This is a genomic window from Enterobacter sp. B79-1 (assembly GCF_057444735.1).
In genome coordinates this window covers 340294-356819 of sequence record NZ_JBYAZJ010000004.1, presented here as the reverse complement: position 1 = coordinate 356819, position 16526 = coordinate 340294, and the positions used below count along the sequence as shown (strand labels likewise).

At 53.8% G+C, this 16526-nt stretch carries 18 protein-coding genes; 11 read left to right on the top strand and 7 right to left on the bottom strand.

Annotated elements, in window-relative coordinates; genetic code table 11:
- Positions 1-8: 8 nt before the first annotated feature.
- Together AC2T6E_RS14610 and aaeR are read right to left on the bottom strand one after the other, a co-directional pair.
- On the bottom strand, positions 9-623 hold the full coding sequence (locus tag AC2T6E_RS14610; protein ID WP_010436150.1) for a YagU family protein: 615 nt from the start codon (positions 621-623) through the stop codon (positions 9-11).
- A gap of 219 nt (positions 624-842) precedes the next feature.
- The gene (gene aaeR, locus AC2T6E_RS14605) at positions 843-1769 is read right to left on the bottom strand and encodes an HTH-type transcriptional activator AaeR (protein ID WP_042715199.1); all 927 of its coding nucleotides are present in this window, start codon (positions 1767-1769) and stop codon (positions 843-845) included.
- A gap of 180 nt (positions 1770-1949) precedes the next feature.
- On the opposite strand from aaeR, the gene aaeX reads away from it, so the two are divergent.
- From aaeX to AC2T6E_RS14580, 5 genes are all read left to right on the top strand, one after another.
- Positions 1950-2153, top strand: coding sequence for a p-hydroxybenzoic acid efflux pump operon protein AaeX (gene aaeX, locus AC2T6E_RS14600; RefSeq protein ID WP_003860416.1), 204 nt, complete (start codon positions 1950-1952; stop codon positions 2151-2153).
- Positions 2154-2160: 7 nt separating this feature from the next.
- The gene (aaeA, locus tag AC2T6E_RS14595) at positions 2161-3093 is read left to right on the top strand and encodes a p-hydroxybenzoic acid efflux pump subunit AaeA (protein WP_042715204.1); all 933 of its coding nucleotides are present in this window, start codon (positions 2161-2163) and stop codon (positions 3091-3093) included.
- Between the two features lie 5 nt (positions 3094-3098).
- Positions 3099-5066 (top strand): p-hydroxybenzoic acid efflux pump subunit AaeB, encoded by a 1968-nt coding sequence (aaeB, locus tag AC2T6E_RS14590; protein WP_108416110.1) that lies wholly within the window; start codon positions 3099-3101, stop codon positions 5064-5066.
- Positions 5067-5154: 88 nt separating this feature from the next.
- Positions 5155-6609: an NAD-dependent succinate-semialdehyde dehydrogenase gene (locus AC2T6E_RS14585; RefSeq protein WP_042715202.1), complete on the top strand. Its 1455-nt coding sequence runs from the start codon at positions 5155-5157 to the stop codon at positions 6607-6609.
- 45 nt (positions 6610-6654) lie between these two features.
- Entirely contained in the window at positions 6655-6927 is a 273-nt protein-coding gene (locus tag AC2T6E_RS14580; protein WP_010436138.1) for a barstar family protein, read from the top strand.
- A gap of 57 nt (positions 6928-6984) precedes the next feature.
- On the opposite strand, the gene yhcN is transcribed toward AC2T6E_RS14580, so the two are convergent.
- On the bottom strand, positions 6985-7248 hold the full coding sequence (gene yhcN / locus AC2T6E_RS14575; RefSeq protein WP_010436136.1) for a peroxide/acid stress response protein YhcN: 264 nt from the start codon (positions 7246-7248) through the stop codon (positions 6985-6987).
- A gap of 374 nt (positions 7249-7622) precedes the next feature.
- Positions 7623-8093: a transcriptional regulator ArgR gene (gene argR / locus AC2T6E_RS14570; RefSeq protein ID WP_010436133.1), complete on the bottom strand. Its 471-nt coding sequence runs from the start codon at positions 8091-8093 to the stop codon at positions 7623-7625.
- Positions 8094-8491: 398 nt separating this feature from the next.
- Between argR and mdh the strand changes: the two genes are divergently transcribed.
- Positions 8492-9430 carry a malate dehydrogenase gene (gene mdh, locus AC2T6E_RS14565; RefSeq protein WP_010436131.1) on the top strand — a complete coding sequence of 313 codons (939 nt, stop codon included), beginning with the start codon at positions 8492-8494 and terminating at the stop codon, positions 9428-9430.
- 87 nt (positions 9431-9517) lie between these two features.
- On the opposite strand, the gene degS is transcribed toward mdh, so the two are convergent.
- The 3 genes from degS to zapG form a co-directional block, all read right to left on the bottom strand.
- Positions 9518-10585, bottom strand: coding sequence for an outer membrane-stress sensor serine endopeptidase DegS (gene degS / locus AC2T6E_RS14560; RefSeq protein WP_089598450.1), 1068 nt, complete (start codon positions 10583-10585; stop codon positions 9518-9520).
- A 92-nt stretch (positions 10586-10677) separates the two neighbouring features.
- Positions 10678-12045 carry a serine endoprotease DegQ gene (gene degQ, locus AC2T6E_RS14555; protein ID WP_010436128.1) on the bottom strand — a complete coding sequence of 456 codons (1368 nt, stop codon included), beginning with the start codon at positions 12043-12045 and terminating at the stop codon, positions 10678-10680.
- 170 nt (positions 12046-12215) lie between these two features.
- Positions 12216-12614 carry a Z-ring associated protein ZapG gene (zapG, locus tag AC2T6E_RS14550; RefSeq protein ID WP_010436126.1) on the bottom strand — a complete coding sequence of 133 codons (399 nt, stop codon included), beginning with the start codon at positions 12612-12614 and terminating at the stop codon, positions 12216-12218.
- 189 nt (positions 12615-12803) lie between these two features.
- Between zapG and zapE the strand changes: the two genes are divergently transcribed.
- The 5 genes from zapE (at position 12804) to sspB (ending at position 16515) form a co-directional block, all read left to right on the top strand.
- The gene (gene zapE / locus AC2T6E_RS14545; protein WP_486692287.1) at positions 12804-13928 is read left to right on the top strand and encodes a cell division protein ZapE; all 1125 of its coding nucleotides are present in this window, start codon (positions 12804-12806) and stop codon (positions 13926-13928) included.
- A 302-nt stretch (positions 13929-14230) separates the two neighbouring features.
- Positions 14231-14659, top strand: coding sequence for a 50S ribosomal protein L13 (gene rplM, locus AC2T6E_RS14540; RefSeq protein WP_006178824.1), 429 nt, complete (start codon positions 14231-14233; stop codon positions 14657-14659).
- 15 nt (positions 14660-14674) lie between these two features.
- Complete coding sequence (gene rpsI / locus AC2T6E_RS14535; RefSeq protein ID WP_003860436.1) at positions 14675-15067, top strand: 30S ribosomal protein S9; 393 nt, start codon at positions 14675-14677, stop codon at positions 15065-15067.
- A 306-nt stretch (positions 15068-15373) separates the two neighbouring features.
- Positions 15374-16012: a stringent starvation protein SspA gene (gene sspA / locus AC2T6E_RS14530; RefSeq protein ID WP_010436114.1), complete on the top strand. Its 639-nt coding sequence runs from the start codon at positions 15374-15376 to the stop codon at positions 16010-16012.
- Between the two features lie 5 nt (positions 16013-16017).
- Complete coding sequence (sspB, locus tag AC2T6E_RS14525) at positions 16018-16515, top strand: ClpXP protease specificity-enhancing factor (RefSeq protein ID WP_108416522.1); 498 nt, start codon at positions 16018-16020, stop codon at positions 16513-16515.
- Positions 16516-16526: the final 11 nt, after the last annotated feature.

Genomic DNA, 16526 nt, shown 5'->3' with positions numbered 1-16526 from the left:
CCTTTTTTTTAACGTAAGTTACCCAGCGGTATCTCCGGATCCGGCTCGTGAGTGATGCGATTACGCAAATCACGGCGAATGATTTCGATCGACCAGAACCAGACCAGATGGCCCACGATCTCTGACACGTGTTCATACCACGGCAGCTCAAACAGCGGTGGCGTCAGCCCCATCAGCGGGAAGGAGATCATATGAACAAAAAGCTGAGCTAACGCACCCGCCAGCAAACCCTGCCAGAGTTTAATTTTCGGGAAGACTTCAGCAACTACGCAATAACCTACGGCGAACACGATTGAGAAAATAATATGTGTTACGCCGACCCAGTTAAATATATGTCCGGCAAATGTATAAACCGCCGCGTTAGGATCGACGACGCCCAGCCAGTCGCGCAAAAAAACATAAGGTGGGTTTAAAAAATTGCGGGAACAGTCAATCTGACTTGCTGCCCGTAATAATTGCTCTGGCCCGCATGCGCCGGTAAATAAATCTGTCGGACTGCGTGGCGGAAGCGGCACCTCGGCTCCCCATTTGACAAACGCGGAGACAATCCCTGCAATCAAACCAATGAACGCGGCGAGTCCATAGCGCCTGCGCGAAGGCGGTGTTTGTTCGAATATATTCATTTCTTTTCCTTGTTTAACGTCATCCTGCGAAATACATTTTATTATTCATGTTGGTAACAAATATATAACAGTCTGATGCTCAGACTGCTTATAAGGTAAATGGCGGGTGGCGGGAGTGTCAATTAGCCATTCCTGAGAGGAGGGCGGAAATATTCCAGGATGAATGTGAGTACCATCCGGGGAATATTCATGCCAGATATGATTATAGCGATTACTTTATTACTCCTTTCTTCTGCCGCGCATCCCCTGAAACAGCTCCGCCACTTCGACAAAATACTCGGTCAGATAGTTAATACACACCTGTACTTTGAGAGGCAGTTTGTCCTTCTCGGTATACAGAGCGTAGACCGGACGTGGATCGGACTGGTAACGCGGGAAGAGGATCTCCAGTACGCCGCTGTTGATCTCATTGATCACCCACATCAGCGGCACGTAAGCGATCCCGGCCCCGGCGACCAGCCAGCGGGAGATCGTCATCGGATCGTTGGTGACGAAGCGGCCTTCCGGCAGCAGTTTGGTGGAGATCCCCTCCGGGGCAATCAGTTCGAATTCGTTGTCCGGGCGCACGCTGTATTCCAGCCACGAGTGGTTGCTGAGATCGGCAGGCTTCTCCGGAACGCCGTACTGCGCCAGATAGCTTTTTGAGGCGCAGACCACCATCGGCATGCTCCCCAGCCGACGCGAAAAGAGGCTTGAATCTTGTAACGCCCCGACGCGGATCACCACATCTAATCCGTCGGCGATCAGGTCCGGCGCAGGGATGCCCGTCACCAGATTCACCGTTAAACCCGGATACTCTTTCAGCATTTCCGCCGTCATGGCAGCGAGAACATTTTGTGCCATAGTTGAAGAACACCCAATGCGCAGCGTGCCGATGGGGGTGTTATTGAAGGCGTAGAGCTGTTCGTGCACATCCTGCACTTCGTGCATCATTCGGCGGCAGCCCTGGTAATAAATTTTACCGGCTTCCGTCAGGCCAATGCTGCGGGTACTGCGGTTGAGCAGCTTCACCTGCAGCTCATCTTCCAGTTTTGACACCGTCTGGCTGATGGAAGAGACACTCATCTGCAATTGACGCGCAGCGGCGGTAAATGAGCCGAGCTCCACCACTTTGGCGAAGACGGACATGCGTTTTAAACGTTCCATTGTTCACTCTGGCTTAAAAGTGATTTAGATCACATATTATAGATAACAGCATAACAGTTACGTTAATATATTATTAATTACATAACGGCTGCGCCATTCTCGCCCGGCGTTTCTTGCTCTCCTGCGATGGCGTGCGCTAAAAAAAATCTGAAGCCTGCACTCTCTCTTATCAAGGTCAACATGAGTCTGTTTCCTGTAATCGTGGTGTTCGGTCTGTCGTTCCCACCGATATTTTTCGAGCTTCTTTTATCACTGGCGATCTTCTGGCTGGTGCGCAAGGTGCTGGTCCCTACCGGGATCTACGATTTCGTCTGGCACCCTGCATTGTTCAATACCGCGCTGTATTGCTGCCTGTTCTATCTGATATCGCGCATGTTTGTCTGAGGTTGATGTGAAAACGCTAATAAGAAAAGTCTCCCGCACTGCCATCACTATGGCGCTGGTCGTTCTGGCGTTTATCGCCATTTTCCGCGCCTGGGTTTATTACACGGAATCACCGTGGACGCGCGATGCGCGTTTCAGCGCCGATGTGGTGGCGATTGCCCCCGACGTGGCCGGTCTTATCACCGCGGTTAACGTCCACGATAACCAACTGGTGAAAAAAGATCAGGTTCTGTTCACCATTGACCAGCCCCGTTATCAAAAAGCGTTAGAAGAAGCGGAAGCGGACGTGGCCTATTACCAGGCGCTGGCTGCGGAGAAACGCCGTGAAGCCGGTCGCCGTAACCAGCTGGGCGTTCAGGCAATGTCCCGCGAAGAGATTGATCAGTCCAACAACGTGCTGCAAACCGTGCTGCACCAGCTGGCGAAAGCGCAAGCAACGCGCGATCTGGCGAAGCTCGATCTCGAACGCACTGTGATCCGCGCGCCGTCCGATGGCTGGGTCACCAACCTGAACGTCTATGCCGGGGAATTCATTACCCGTGGCTCCACCGCCGTAGCGCTGGTTAAACAGCACTCTTTCTACGTGCTCGCCTATATGGAAGAGACCAAGCTGGAAGGGGTACGTCCAGGGTATCGCGCGGAGATCACGCCGCTCGGCAGCAACCGTGTGTTTAAAGGTACCGTCGACAGCGTCGCGGCAGGGGTCACCAACTCCAGTAGCTCTAACGATACCAAAGGGATGGCGACGGTGGATTCTAACCTGGAATGGGTCCGTCTGGCGCAGCGCGTGCCGGTACGTATCCATCTTGATGAGCAGCAGGGGAACCTGTGGCCTGCGGGCACCACGGCAACGGTGGTCATCACCGGGGAAAAAGACCGCGATGCCAGCCAGGACTCTATTTTCCGTAAAATCGCCCACCGCCTGCGCGAGTTTGGTTAATCGTTATGGGACTCTTTTCCATCGCCAGCCAGCACATTCGCTTCGCCGTGAAGCTGGCATGTGCCATCGTGCTGGCGCTGTTTGTCGGCTTTCACTTCCAGCTGGAAACGCCCCGTTGGGCGGTGCTGACGGCAGCTATCGTTGCGGCTGGCCCCGCCTTTGCCGCGGGCGGTGAACCCTACTCTGGCGCCATCCGCTACCGCGGTATGCTGCGTATCGTCGGGACGTTTATCGGCTGTTTCGCCGCGCTCACCATCATTATTTTGATGATCCGCACCCCTCTGCTGATGATCATGGTGTGCTGTATCTGGGCAGGGTTCTGCACCTGGGTCTCGTCGCTGGTCAAAGTTGAAAACTCCTACGCATGGGGGCTGGCGGGCTATACCGCGCTGATCATTGTCATCACCATTCAGTCCGAACCGCTGCTTGCTCCGCAGTTTGCGGTTGAACGCTGCAGCGAGATTGTCATTGGTATCGTCTGCGCGATCGTTGCGGACCTGCTTTTCTCCCCGCGCTCCATCAAGCAGGAAGTGGACCGTGAGCTCGACGCGCTGATTGTTGCCCAGTACCAGTTGATGCAGTTGTGCATCAAGCACGGTGACAGCGAAGAGGTCGATAAAGCGTGGAGCGGCCTGGTGCGCCGCACGCAGGCGCTGGAGGGGATGCGCAGCAACCTCAATATGGAATCTTCGCGCTGGGAACGCGCCAACCGTCGCCTGAAAGCGATCAATACCGTTTCCTTAACGCTGATCACCCAGGCGTGCGAAACCTATCTGATTCAGAATACCCGCCCGGAGGTGGTAACGGACACGTTCCGTGAGCTCTTTGACGAGCCGGTCGAAACGGTGCAGGACGTGCACCGACAGCTCAAACGCATGCGTCGCGTTATCGCCTGGACGGGGGAGCGCGATACGCCGGTGACGATTTATACCTGGGTTGGGGCTGCGACGCGCTACCTGCTCCTTAAGCGCGGTGTGACGGGTAATACCAAAATCAGCGCGGCGGAAGAAGAGGTGCTGCAGGGCGAAGTGGTGATCAAGCCGGAATCCGCCGAGCGCCATCATGCCATGGTCAACTTCTGGCGTACCACGCTGGCCTGCATGCTCGGCACGCTGTTCTGGCTGTGGACCGGCTGGACGTCCGGTAGCGGTGCGATGGTCATGATTGCCGTCGTTACCGCACTGGCGATGCGTCTGCCCAACCCGCGCATGGTCGCTATCGATTTTCTCTACGGCACCATTGCCGCACTGCCCATTGGTGCGCTCTACTTCCTGGTGATTATCCCATCGACGCAGCAAAGCATGCTTCTGCTCTGTATTAGCCTGGCGGTAATGGCATTCTTTATTGGGATAGAAGTGCAGAAGCGCCGCCTGGGATCGCTGGGGGCGCTGGCCAGTACCATTAACATTATTGTGCTGGATAACCCGATGACCTTCCATTTCAGCCAGTTCCTCGACAGCGCGTTAGGTCAGCTGGTGGGCTGTTTCCTGGCGATGATGGTGATTCTGCTGGTGCGGGATAACTCTCAGGCGCGGACCGGTCGTGTGCTGTTGAATCAGTTTGTTTCGGCTGCCGTTTCATCTATGACAACCAACGCCGCACGCCGTAAAGAGAACCACCTTCCGGCGCTTTATCAGCAGCTTTTCCTGCTGCTCAATAAATTTCCGGGGGACGTTGCCAGGTTCCGTCTGGCGTTAACCATGATCATCGCGCACCAGCGCCTGCGGAATGCGCCTGTGCCGGTTAACGACGATCTGTCTGCCTTCCACCGGCAGTTGCGCCACACGGCTGACCATGTGATCGCGGCGTCCAGCGATGACAAACGGCGTCGCTATTTTAAACAGCTGCTTGAAGAGTTAGACATCTACCAGGAGAAGCTTAAGGTCTGGGACGCGCCGCCTCAGGTAACCGAGCCGGTTGGGCGATTGGTCTTCATGCTCCATCGCTACCAGAATGTCCTGACTGACAATTAAGTGAGATTAAAAACCGACGCCAAAAGCGTCGGTTTTTTTGTGGCTATACTTAGTTCTGCAGGCTCTTACATTCAGGAAGGGAGGACACATGACTACCCAGGCTCTCCAGGACAACATTCTTTTTCAAAACGGATATCTTGTTAACGGCATCTGGAAAACACTCGACACCACGTTTGACGTGCTGAACCCGGCGACAGGTGAGGTGATCGCCAAAGTGGCGAAAGCCGGTAAAGCGGAAACCGAAGAAGCGATTGCCGCCGCGACCAAAGCCTTCCCCGCGTGGCGCGCCAAAACCGCGAAGGAGCGTTCGACGATCCTCTACCGCTGGTATGAGCTGATTATCGAAAACAAAAGCTGGCTTGGACGGCTAATGACCACTGAACAGGGCAAGCCCCTGAAAGAAGCCGAGGGCGAAGTGGAGTATGCCGCCAGCTTTATCCAGTGGTTTGCTGAGCAGGCCAAGCGCGCGAACGGTGAAATTATCCCTCCGGTTAAACCCGGCTCCCGCATTCTGGCGACCCGCGAACCTATCGGCGTGGTTGCCGCCATTACGCCGTGGAACTTCCCTATGGCGATGCTCACCCGCAAGCTCGGTCCGGCGTTGGCCGCAGGCTGTACCGGCGTGATCAAACCCGCCAACAATACTCCGCTGAGCGCTTTTGCACTGCTCACACTGGCGAAGCAGGCCGGTGTGCCAGACGGCGTACTCAATGCGGTGGCGGGCAATACGCATGAAATCAGCGACGCGATCATGGCAAGCCATGATGTGCGCAAAATCTCGTTCACCGGGTCAACCTCTGTGGGGAAAACCCTGGTGCGCAACGCTGCCGAGACGATGAAGAAAGTGTCAATGGAGCTGGGGGGCAATGCGCCCTATATCGTTTTTGAGGATGCAGATATTGATGCAGCCGTTAAGGGCGCGATTGCGAACAAGTTTCGCAATGCCGGGCAGGTCTGCGTCAGCGTAAACCGTTTTTATATTCAGGAAACGGTCTATGACAAGTTTGTGAACCAGCTCGCCGATGCGGTAAACGCATTGAAAGTCGGCAACGGTCTGGAAGAGGGCGTCGTTGTCGGCCCGCTGATTGACGGTTCCGCCGTCGATAAAGTACGCGAACATGTGGAAGATGCCGTTGCAAAAGGCGCCACGGTGCTGGCAGGCGGCAAAGCGCATTCCCTCGGCGGCAACTTCTGGGTGCCCACGGTACTCGGTGATTGTCATGAAGGAATGAAGCTGGCGGAAGAGGAGACGTTTGGACCGGTGGCAGCCTGCTTCCGGTTTACGTCGGAAGATGAAGTGATTATGCGCGCCAACAACACGCCTTACGGGCTGGCGGCCTATTTCTATACTCAGAACCTGTCGCGCGTGTTCCGCGTCTCACAGGCGATTGAAAGCGGAATGATTGGGATTAACGAGTGTGCCGTCTCCACCGAACTGGGACCGTTTGGCGGCGTAAAAGAGTCCGGGCTGGGGCGCGAAGGTTCCGTGCTGGGGCTGGAAGAGTTTCTGGAAGTCAAAACCCTGCATATCGGGGGATTATAATAGACAGGGCGGCATATTCCGCCCGCCTGTACCGGGTGGCTGGCAATGAAAACGTATACCTTTGATTTTGACGAAATCGACAGTCAGGACGACTTTTATCGAGAATTTACCCGGGTATTCAACCTGGAGCGGGAAAGCGTCACCAATCTGGATACGCTGTGGGATGTGGTTACCGGCAGTCAGTTGCCCTTACCGCTGGAGATCGAGTTCATTCATTTGCCCGACAAGCTGCGCAGACGCTTTGGCGCGCTGATCCTGCTGTTTGATGAAGCCGAAGAAGAGTTGGAAGGACAGTTGCGTTTTAATGCGCGACATTAAAAAAAGCCCCTGACCGTGAGGCCAGGGGCAAGTCGTATGCGCAGATACGACGAGGGTTTATTTATACAGTTCAGCAGTTGCGTGCCAGGTGTCACCGCTACGCGCCTCAATGATGCGATAAGAGGATGCACCTTTTTCTTCCGCTTTCTTGTTCAGCATCTCATGCATATCCATCGGAGACGTACCGACCGCGCCAATAGACACCGTGCCGATTGCCTCACGGGATTGCGCCTGATCTGCGTTGATGGAATCAGCCGCAAAAGCGCCGAATGACAGGACAGACAGGATACTCAGAGCCGCTACAGTAGTTTTGATTTTCATGATTCTTTACCTCGTCGAATTTTTTAGTGGGGTCTTGCTTTGTGACCCTCATCACAAAATCAAGTATACACTAATAACGCGATAAATTAATACCAGGCTAATTGTTTCATGTGTTATTACGTGTTAACGGATAAGATTTATATAACCAAAATGCATAAAAATGGTTGCTTTATCATCAACTTATAATGTTAAAGTCAATAAAATCATAGGGATATAGTACTTTGATATTTTGTGCGGTTTTGCGCCTGAGTATTCACCAGATGAATGTTAATGGCTGGTAAAAAGCACTATTTGTCAAAGTAAGGGGCAGTAGAAAAGAGGGAATAACGTAACGGGGGCAGAACAATCCCCGCAGCAGGCCGCGGGGAGGAGGATTACAGTTCCTGTTCGAACAGGACCAGAATCGCTTCGTAGAGATCTTTCACCGAAAAACCGTTTGCCGGGGTGGTAAAGATGGTGTCATCACCAGCGATGGTGCCGAGGATTCCTTCCGCTTTACCTAATGAGTCCAGCAGGCGAGCAATCAGCTGCGCCGCGCCCGGACTGGTGTGGATAACCACCACGGCATCGTTATAGTCGATGTCGAGGACCAGGTTCTTCAGCGGGCTGGAGGTGGTCGGCACGCCAAGTTCAGCAGGCAGGCAATAGACCATTTCCATTTTGGCATTGCGGGTACGCACTGCGCCAAACTTGGTTAACATACGGGAGACTTTCGACTGATTGATGTTTTCGAAGCCTTGTTCCTGCAACGCCTGAACAATTTCTCCCTGAGAACTGAATTTCTCTTCTTTGAGTAGCGCTTTAAACGCCTTCACTAATTCTTCTTGCTTAGACGAGCTTCGCATAAGTCACCCGGAATATGACGATAGAAACAACATTATTATGCATGTGGATGAATTTTTATGCAAACTATCTACCTGGTGCCAGGCTGAAATAATGTTATGAAAGGGAGCGATTTTATCAGATTTCGTTATCGGAAAACATGCCTGGGTCACGCCGCGCAAATAAGCTTAAAAGTAAATTAAATGTTATCAAAATGATGTTGTTTTGGTGGTGTGGCAAGGTGTATTGTAACCACCTCTTATTTCGTTGCTGCCCGCTGCCCGATAGCATTCAGGCGAAGGTGAAAGACGCGCGACCTCAAATTCTTTAGCTACGAAAATTGTAATTATTTACTCGCTGAATTATGGTCGCCGCAACGGAGTTACAGATACTTAAAGTTAACCATAATAAGGAGTTTAGGATGAAAGTTGCAGTCCTCGGCGCTGCTGGTGGTATCGGCCAGGCGCTTGCCCTACTACTGAAAACCCAACTGCCTTCAGGCTCAGAACTCTCCCTGTACGATATTGCTCCGGTAACCCCAGGTGTGGCGGTTGACCTGAGCCACATCCCGACCGCTGTGAAAATCAAAGGCTTCTCCGGTGAAGATGCGCGTCCTGCGCTGCAGGGTGCTGACGTCGTACTGATCTCTGCGGGTGTGGCACGTAAACCTGGTATGGATCGTTCTGACCTGTTTAACGTCAACGCGGGCATCGTGAAAAACCTGGTTCAGCAGATCGCTGAAATCTGCCCGAAAGCCTGTATCGGTATCATCACTAACCCGGTGAACACCACCGTCGCTATCGCAGCAGAAGTGCTGAAGAAAGCGGGTGTTTACGACAAGAATAAACTGTTCGGCGTGACCACGCTGGATATCATCCGTTCCAACACCTTCGTCGCTGAGCTGAAAGGCAAGCAGCCAACGGAAGTGGAAGTGCCGGTTATTGGTGGTCACTCTGGCGTGACGATCCTGCCTCTGCTGTCGCAGATCCCAGGCGTGAGCTTCACCGAGCAGGAAGTGGCTGACCTGACTAAACGCATCCAGAACGCGGGCACCGAAGTGGTGGAAGCGAAGGCGGGTGGCGGATCGGCAACCCTGTCTATGGGTCAGGCGGCGGCGCGTTTCGGTCTGTCTCTGGTTCGTGCTCTGCAGGGCGAGAAAAATGTTGTTGAATGCGCTTACGTTGAAGGCGACGGCGAACACGCTCGCTTCTTCTCTCAGCCGCTGCTGCTGGGCAAAAACGGTATTGAAGAGCGCAAATCCATTGGTACGCTGAGCGCGTTTGAACAAAACGCGATGGAAGGCATGCTGGATACGCTGAAGAAAGATATCACTCTGGGCGAAGAGTTCGTTAACAAGTAAAACGTTCTCTCCCTTTGTAGTTCGGGTAAGCGTAAGCGCTACCCGGCAAAAAAAACCGAAGCACAGGCTTCGGTTTTTTTATACACATCAGTTTGTCGCCGGGTATTCCTGAATCGTCACCTGAATCGTCAGCTTCTTATCATTCCGCATGACTTCAACAGGGATGATTGAGCCAGGGCGGATTTCCGCCACCTGATCCATCGTTTCGAGAGCAGAAACGGCTGGCGTGCCATTAACCGACACAATGACATCATTAACCTGAATCCCCGCATTCGCGGCCGGGCCACCAGGCGACACTTCATTCACCACGATCCCCTGAATCTGGTCGATTCCACCGCCCTGGGTATGCATCGGCGCAATTTCACGTCCACCGATACCAATGTAGCCACGGATCACGCGCCCGTCGCGAATGAGCTTGTCCATGATCTTGGTTGCCAGCTGGAACGGAATCGCAAAACCAATCCCTTCCGGCGTCTCGCCATCGTTACTCTTATCGAACGAGAGGGTATTGATGCCCATGAGCTCACCCAGTGAGTTCACCAGCGCGCCGCCGGAGTTACCGTGGTTGATAGAGGCATCGGTCTGAAGGAAATTCTGCCGCCCAGACGGGTTCAGGCCGATTCGACCGGTGGCGCTGATAATCCCCTGGGTAATAGTCTGGCCCAGGTTGTACGGGTTACCAATCGCCAACACGACGTCGCCAATATGTGGCGTGCGTTTACGGTTGATCGGAATGGTGGGCAGGCCACCCGTGGCGTTGATCTTAAGAACCGCCAGGTCGGTGAGGCTGTCCGAGCCCACGAGTAATGCTTCAAATACGCGACCATCCTGCAAGGCGACGATAATCTGGTCGGCATCGTTAATCACGTGCTTGTTGGTAATGATGTAGCCACGTTCATCCATAATTACGCCGGAGCCGAGCGTGCGGATCTCCAGCTGGTTATGGGCCGAGGTATTCAGTCCTCGGTTATAAACGTTGACCACGGCGGGTGCGGCACGGCGAACAGCCTGATTGTAAGTGGCTGGCGTTTCATCCGTACTGTCAAACTGGGGGGCCGTCAGTTTGTTGAACTGACGCAAAGACGGCATAGCCACCAACAGCAGGCCAGCAACGATCAAACCGATAGCAATGGAACGAAAGAGCTTTAAAAGCATGATGCGCGTGTCGTTAAAAAATGAACGGTTTGCAGCATAACATGAGTTTTCCGGACATCACATGCAGCGGTGATGTCCGGGGTCGCAAATGCTTAGCGCAATAAAATATAGATAGTCTCTTTGCCACGCATAACCTGCAGGGCAATGACCGTTGGCTTACTTTCCAGCACCTTGCGCATTTCTGCAATAGATTGCACGCGAGTGCGGTTCACGCCGATGATGACATCATCCTGATGCAATCCCGCCTGTGCGGCAGGGCTGCTCTTCTCGACGGTATCAATAGTAATGCCTTTCGTGCCGTCTTTAAGCTGGCCGTCGCTTAACGTCGCGCCTTGCAGGGCCGGGGCGATAAGCTCCGCGCTGGCGGAAGAAGAGGTGCTCTTATCCAGCGTGACTTCAACGTCCAGCGGTTTGCCGTCGCGAATCAAACCGAGTTTCACTTTGGCGCCAGGCTCGGTGGTGGCAATGCGAGAACGCAGTTCTGCGAAGCTGTTCAGCGGTTTATCGTTCAGGCTGACGATGACGTCGCCGGATTTCACGCCTGCTTTCGCCGACCCGGAATTTGGCAGCACTTCGCTGACAAACGCGCCGCGCTGGACGTTGACGTTAAAGGCTTTGGCGATATCCGCGCTCATCTCCATCCCTTTGATGCCCAGCAGTCCACGTTTGACTTCACCAAACTGAATGAGCTGTTGAGACAGGGTTTTGGCCATATTGCTCGGTATGGCAAAGCCAATCCCGATACTGCCGCCGCCGGGCGCGAGGATCGCCGTGTTGATACCAATAAGCTCACCGTTCAGGTTGAGCAGGGCACCACCCGAGTTACCGCGGTTAATAGACGCGTCGGTTTGAATAAAGTTTTCCAGCCCTTCCAGGTTCAGGCCGCTGCGCCCAAGTGCGGAGACGATCCCGGAGGTGGCAGTCTGGCCCAGGCCGAAGGGGTTACCGACGGCGACGGCAAAATCGCCCACGCGCAGCGTGTCGGAGTCCGCAATGGTAATCTGCGTCAGGTTGCTGGGTTTGAGGATCTGCAGCAGCGCAATATCGCTCTGGTCATCGCCGCCGATCAGTTTGGCGTCAAATTCGCGGCCATCATTGAGCTGGACGCTGATCTTATCCGCCTGACTGATCACGTGGTTGTTGGTCAGGATATAGCCCTTGGCCGCATCAATGATCACCCCAGAGCCCAATCCTTCAAATGGCTGCGCCTGCTGGTCGGGAGATTCATCACCGAAGTATTTCTTCAGTTCTTCCGGCACGCGCTGGCTTTGCCGCGCGGTGCCTTCGACCTGGACGCTGACCACGGCGGGCAGCACTTTTTCCAGCATCGGCGCGAGGCTAGGAATGGCTGCCTGTCCCGGCACCTGCGAAGGCAGTGCCGCGTGGGCAGGGAAGGACGCCGAGAGAGATAACCCGACACTTAACGCTAAAGCGCTCAACAGCTGGTTTTTTTTCTTCATTGATGCTGACTCTCGTATCCTGGAATGAAAGAAGAACGGCCCAAAAACATCTTGATGTTATTGAATTTTCAACCGCTGAACAATGAGGTGTTTGACTAAATAATAGCTGGGGACGGGAAGAAAGGACGGGCGCAAGAGATGCGCCCGTAAAATTTATTCATGTTTTGCGATTAATCGCGTTTTGCGCCACCGCGCAGCAGGCCGGACGCGCCGTCCGAATAGTCGCGTGGCATCTGAACCGGAGCCTGATCGTTACCTGCTTCAGAGTCTGCCAGACGGTTGCGGAACGGGTTCGTTTCTGCGGTCATTTCCGGCAGCAGGCTGCTGGAGCTTTTCGCCATGTGTTGATACAGCTGGCGATAGTCGGTCGCCATGTTGTCCAGCAGCTCGGCGCTACGGGCAAAGTGGCTGACCAGCTCTTCACGATACTCTTCCAGTTCGGCTTTGTTCTTTTCCAGTTCGTACTGCAGTGACTGCTGCTGACGCAATTTGCGATTACCGAAACGCATGGCCACAGCACCGATGACGATGCCGACGACTAAACCGATTAGCGCATATTCCCAGGTCATGAACTTCTCCCGTTGTCTTGTTGTTCCGTAGGGTGTTGGCTCGGCTCCTGCCTGTGCCTGATATTGCCACTATAACCGCTATTTCTTCAGAAGTGGAATCCTGACGTATCATCGCGTAGTGTAGAACGGCCTTTTTTTCATCAGTCGCGCCTGCTGATGAGTCATAACCGAAGGAATAACCATAAGATTATGCAAAGCCTGTCCCCCTCATCGCGTTACCAACTGGCCCTGAACGAGGGCTCACATCAGCCGGATGACGTCCAGCGTGAAGCGGTTAATCGCCTGGATACGATTTATCAGGAGCTCACAGCGAAACCCGCAGAGGCGGTGCAAGGCGGTGGGCTGAAGGCGGCATTCGGTCGGTTGTTGGGAAAAAAAGAACTTCAGGTTAACGCGTCGGTACGTGGCTTATATATGTGGGGGGGCGTCGGGCGCGGTAAAACCTGGCTGATGGACATGTTCTACCAGAGCCTGCCGGGCACGCGTAAACAGCGCCTGCATTTTCACCGCTTCATGCTGCGGGTTCACGAAGAGCTGACGGCATTGCAGGGCAAAAGCGATCCGCTGGAGATTGTGGCCGACCGCTTTAAGGCGGAGACGGACGTACTCTGTTTTGACGAATTTTTTGTTTCCGATATTACGGATGCGATGCTGCTGGGCGGGTTGATGAAAGCGCTGTTTGCGCGTGGGATTACGCTCGTGGCGACCTCGAACATCCCGCCGGACGAGCTGTACCGCAATGGTTTGCAGCGCGCGCGCTTCCTGCCCGCTATCGATGCGATAAAACAGCATTGCGACATCATGAACGTCGACGCGGGCGTGGATTACCGCCTGCGCACGCTGACTCAGGCCCATTTGTGGCTTTCGCCGTTGAACGCAGAAACCACAAACCAGATGGATAAACTGTGGCTGGCGCTGGCGGGGGCAAAACGTGAGCGCACCCCGGAACTCGAAATTAACCACCGTCCCTTACAAACTCAGGGCGTAGAAAATCAAACCCTGGCCGTCTCCTTTGCGACACTCTGCGTCGATGCCCGCAGCCAGCATGATTACATCGCGCTTTCGCGCCTGTTCCACACCGTGATGGTGCTGGATGTGCCGGTGATGACGCGCCTGATGGAAAGCGAAGCGCGACGCTTCATTGCGCTGGTGGACGAGTTTTACGAGCGCCACGTTAAGCTGGTGGTCAGCGCCGAGGTACCTTTATATGAGATTTACCAGGGCGAGCGGCTGAAGTTTGAGTTCCAGCGCTGCCTGTCGCGCCTGCAGGAGATGCAGAGCGAGGAATACCTCAAGCTGGAGCATATGCCGTAAAAAATGCCACCCTCTCCCTGAGAAGGGAACCCTGTAGGCCGGGTAAGGCGAAGCCGCCACCCGGCATTTGCCACACCCTCGAAAAACCCAATTTGAATCGCATTTAAGGGTCGATCTTTGACCTCAACTTCTCTATAATCTTGCGACCCCACGTTACGAGAAGGTTTTTTTCCCGAAACTTTCTATGTGTCGGCATGTGCTATTCGAAGGGGTAGGTTTGCCGGACTTTGTCGTGTGAGCCTCAACTGACTAAACGTTTGGGTGTTCACCAACGTGTAACTTATTATTTGGGTAAGCTTTTAATGAAAACTTTTACAGCTAAACCAGAAACCGTACAGCGCGACTGGTATGTTGTTGACGCGACCGGTAAAACTCTGGGCCGTCTGGCTACTGAACTGGCTCGTCGCCTGCGCGGTAAGCATAAAGCGGAATACACTCCGCACGTTGATACCGGTGATTACATCATCGTTCTGAACGCTGATAAAGTTGCTGTAACCGGCAACAAGCGTACTGACAAAGTGTACTATCACCACACTGGCCACATCGGTGGTATCAAAGAAGCGACCTTTGAAGAGATGATTGCTCGCCGTCCTGAGCGTGTGATTGAAATCGCGGTTAAAGGCATGCTGCCAAAAGGCCCGCTGGGTCGTGCTATGTTCCGTAAACTGAAAGTTTACGCAGGCAACGAGCACAACCACGCGGCACAGCAACCGCAAGTTCTTGACATCTAATCGGGATTATAGGCAATGGCTGAAAATCAATACTACGGCACTGGTCGCCGCAAAAGTTCCGCAGCTCGCGTGTTCATCAAACCGGGCAGCGGTAAAATCGTAATCAACCAACGTTCTCTGGAACAGTACTTCGGTCGTGAAACTGCCCGCATGGTAGTTCGCCAGCCGCTGGAACTGGTTGATATGGTAGAAAAACTGGATCTGTACATCACCGTTAAAGGTGGTGGTATCTCCGGTCAGGCAGGTGCGATCCGTCACGGTATCACCCGCGCTCTGATGGAGTACGACGAATCCCTGCGTTCTGAACTGCGTAAAGCTGGCTTCGTTACTCGTGACGCGCGTCAGGTTGAACGTAAGAAAGTGGGTCTGCGTAAAGCACGTCGTCGTCCACAGTTCTCCAAACGTTAATCCATTCTGCTTACGCAGAACGATTGGCGAAAAACCCGCTTCGGCGGGTTTTTTTATGGATAATGCGTAGGTTATCCACAACATGAGTTGATATATCTCCTCTTTTTCCACATTTCCAGAATCCCCTCACCACAAAGCCATCAAAATCTGGTAAACTATCATCCAATTTTCTGCCCAAATATCGGTGAATACTCGATTTTTGTTCGATTCTTGAACAATGTGTTTTCTCTGGGATGGGCAATACATCATCTGGCTGGCCCTGGTGGGCCGGTAGCAGTAAAATTCTGAATATACCTGGAGGTTTTCATGGCTGTCGCTGCCAACAAACGTTCGGTAATGACGCTGTTTTCTGGTCCTACTGACATTTATAGCCATCAGGTTCGTATCGTGCTGGCCGAGAAGGGTGTCAGTTTTGAGATCGAGCATGTGGAAAAGGATAACCCTCCTCAGGATCTGATCGATCTCAACCCGAGCCAGAGCGTACCAACGCTGGTGGATCGCGAGCTGACCCTGTGGGAATCCCGTATCATTATGGAATACCTGGATGAGCGTTTCCCGCATCCGCCACTGATGCCTGTTTACCCTGTTGCGCGTGGTGAAAGCCGCCTGTACATGCAGCGTATCGAAAAAGACTGGTATACGCTGATGAACGTTATCGTTAACGGTACGTCGTCTGAAGCGGATGCTGCACGTAAACAACTGCGTGAAGAGCTGCTGGCAATCGCGCCAGTATTTGGTCAGAAGCCTTTCTTCCTGAGCGATGAGTTCAGCCTGGTCGATTGCTACCTTGCACCGCTGCTGTGGCGTCTGCCTACGCTGGGTGTTGAGTTCAGCGGCCCTGGTGCGAAAGAGCTGAAAGGCTACATGACGCGCGTATTTGAACGCGACTCTTTCCTGGCTTCTCTGACTGAGCCGGAACGTGAAATGCGTCTCGGCCGAGGCTAATGACTGTGGAAATGTCACAACTTTCCCCACGCCGTCCGTATCTGCTGCGCGCCTTCTATGAATGGCTGCTGGATAACCAGCTCACGCCGCACCTGGTTGTGGATGTGACGTTGCCGGACGTGCAGGTTCCTATGGAATATGCACGTGACGGACAGATCGTGTTGAACATTGCGCCGCGCGCGGTGGGTAACCTTGAACTGGCAAACGACGAAGTGCGCTTTAACGCGCGTTTCGGCGGTGTGCCGCGTCAGGTTTCTGTGCCGCTGGCAGCCGTACTGGCTATCTACGCGCGTGAAAACGGTGCGGGTACCATGTTTGAGCCGGAAGCGGCGTATGACGAAGATGTTGCCAGCCTGAACGATGATGACGCTACCGATGAGCGCGAAAGCGACACGGTGATGTCAATTATTGATGGCGATAAACCCGATCATCACGACGACAACGATCCTGATGACAATCCGCCTCCGCGCGGTGGCCGTCCGGCGTTGCGCGTTGTGAAATAATCAAACAGGCC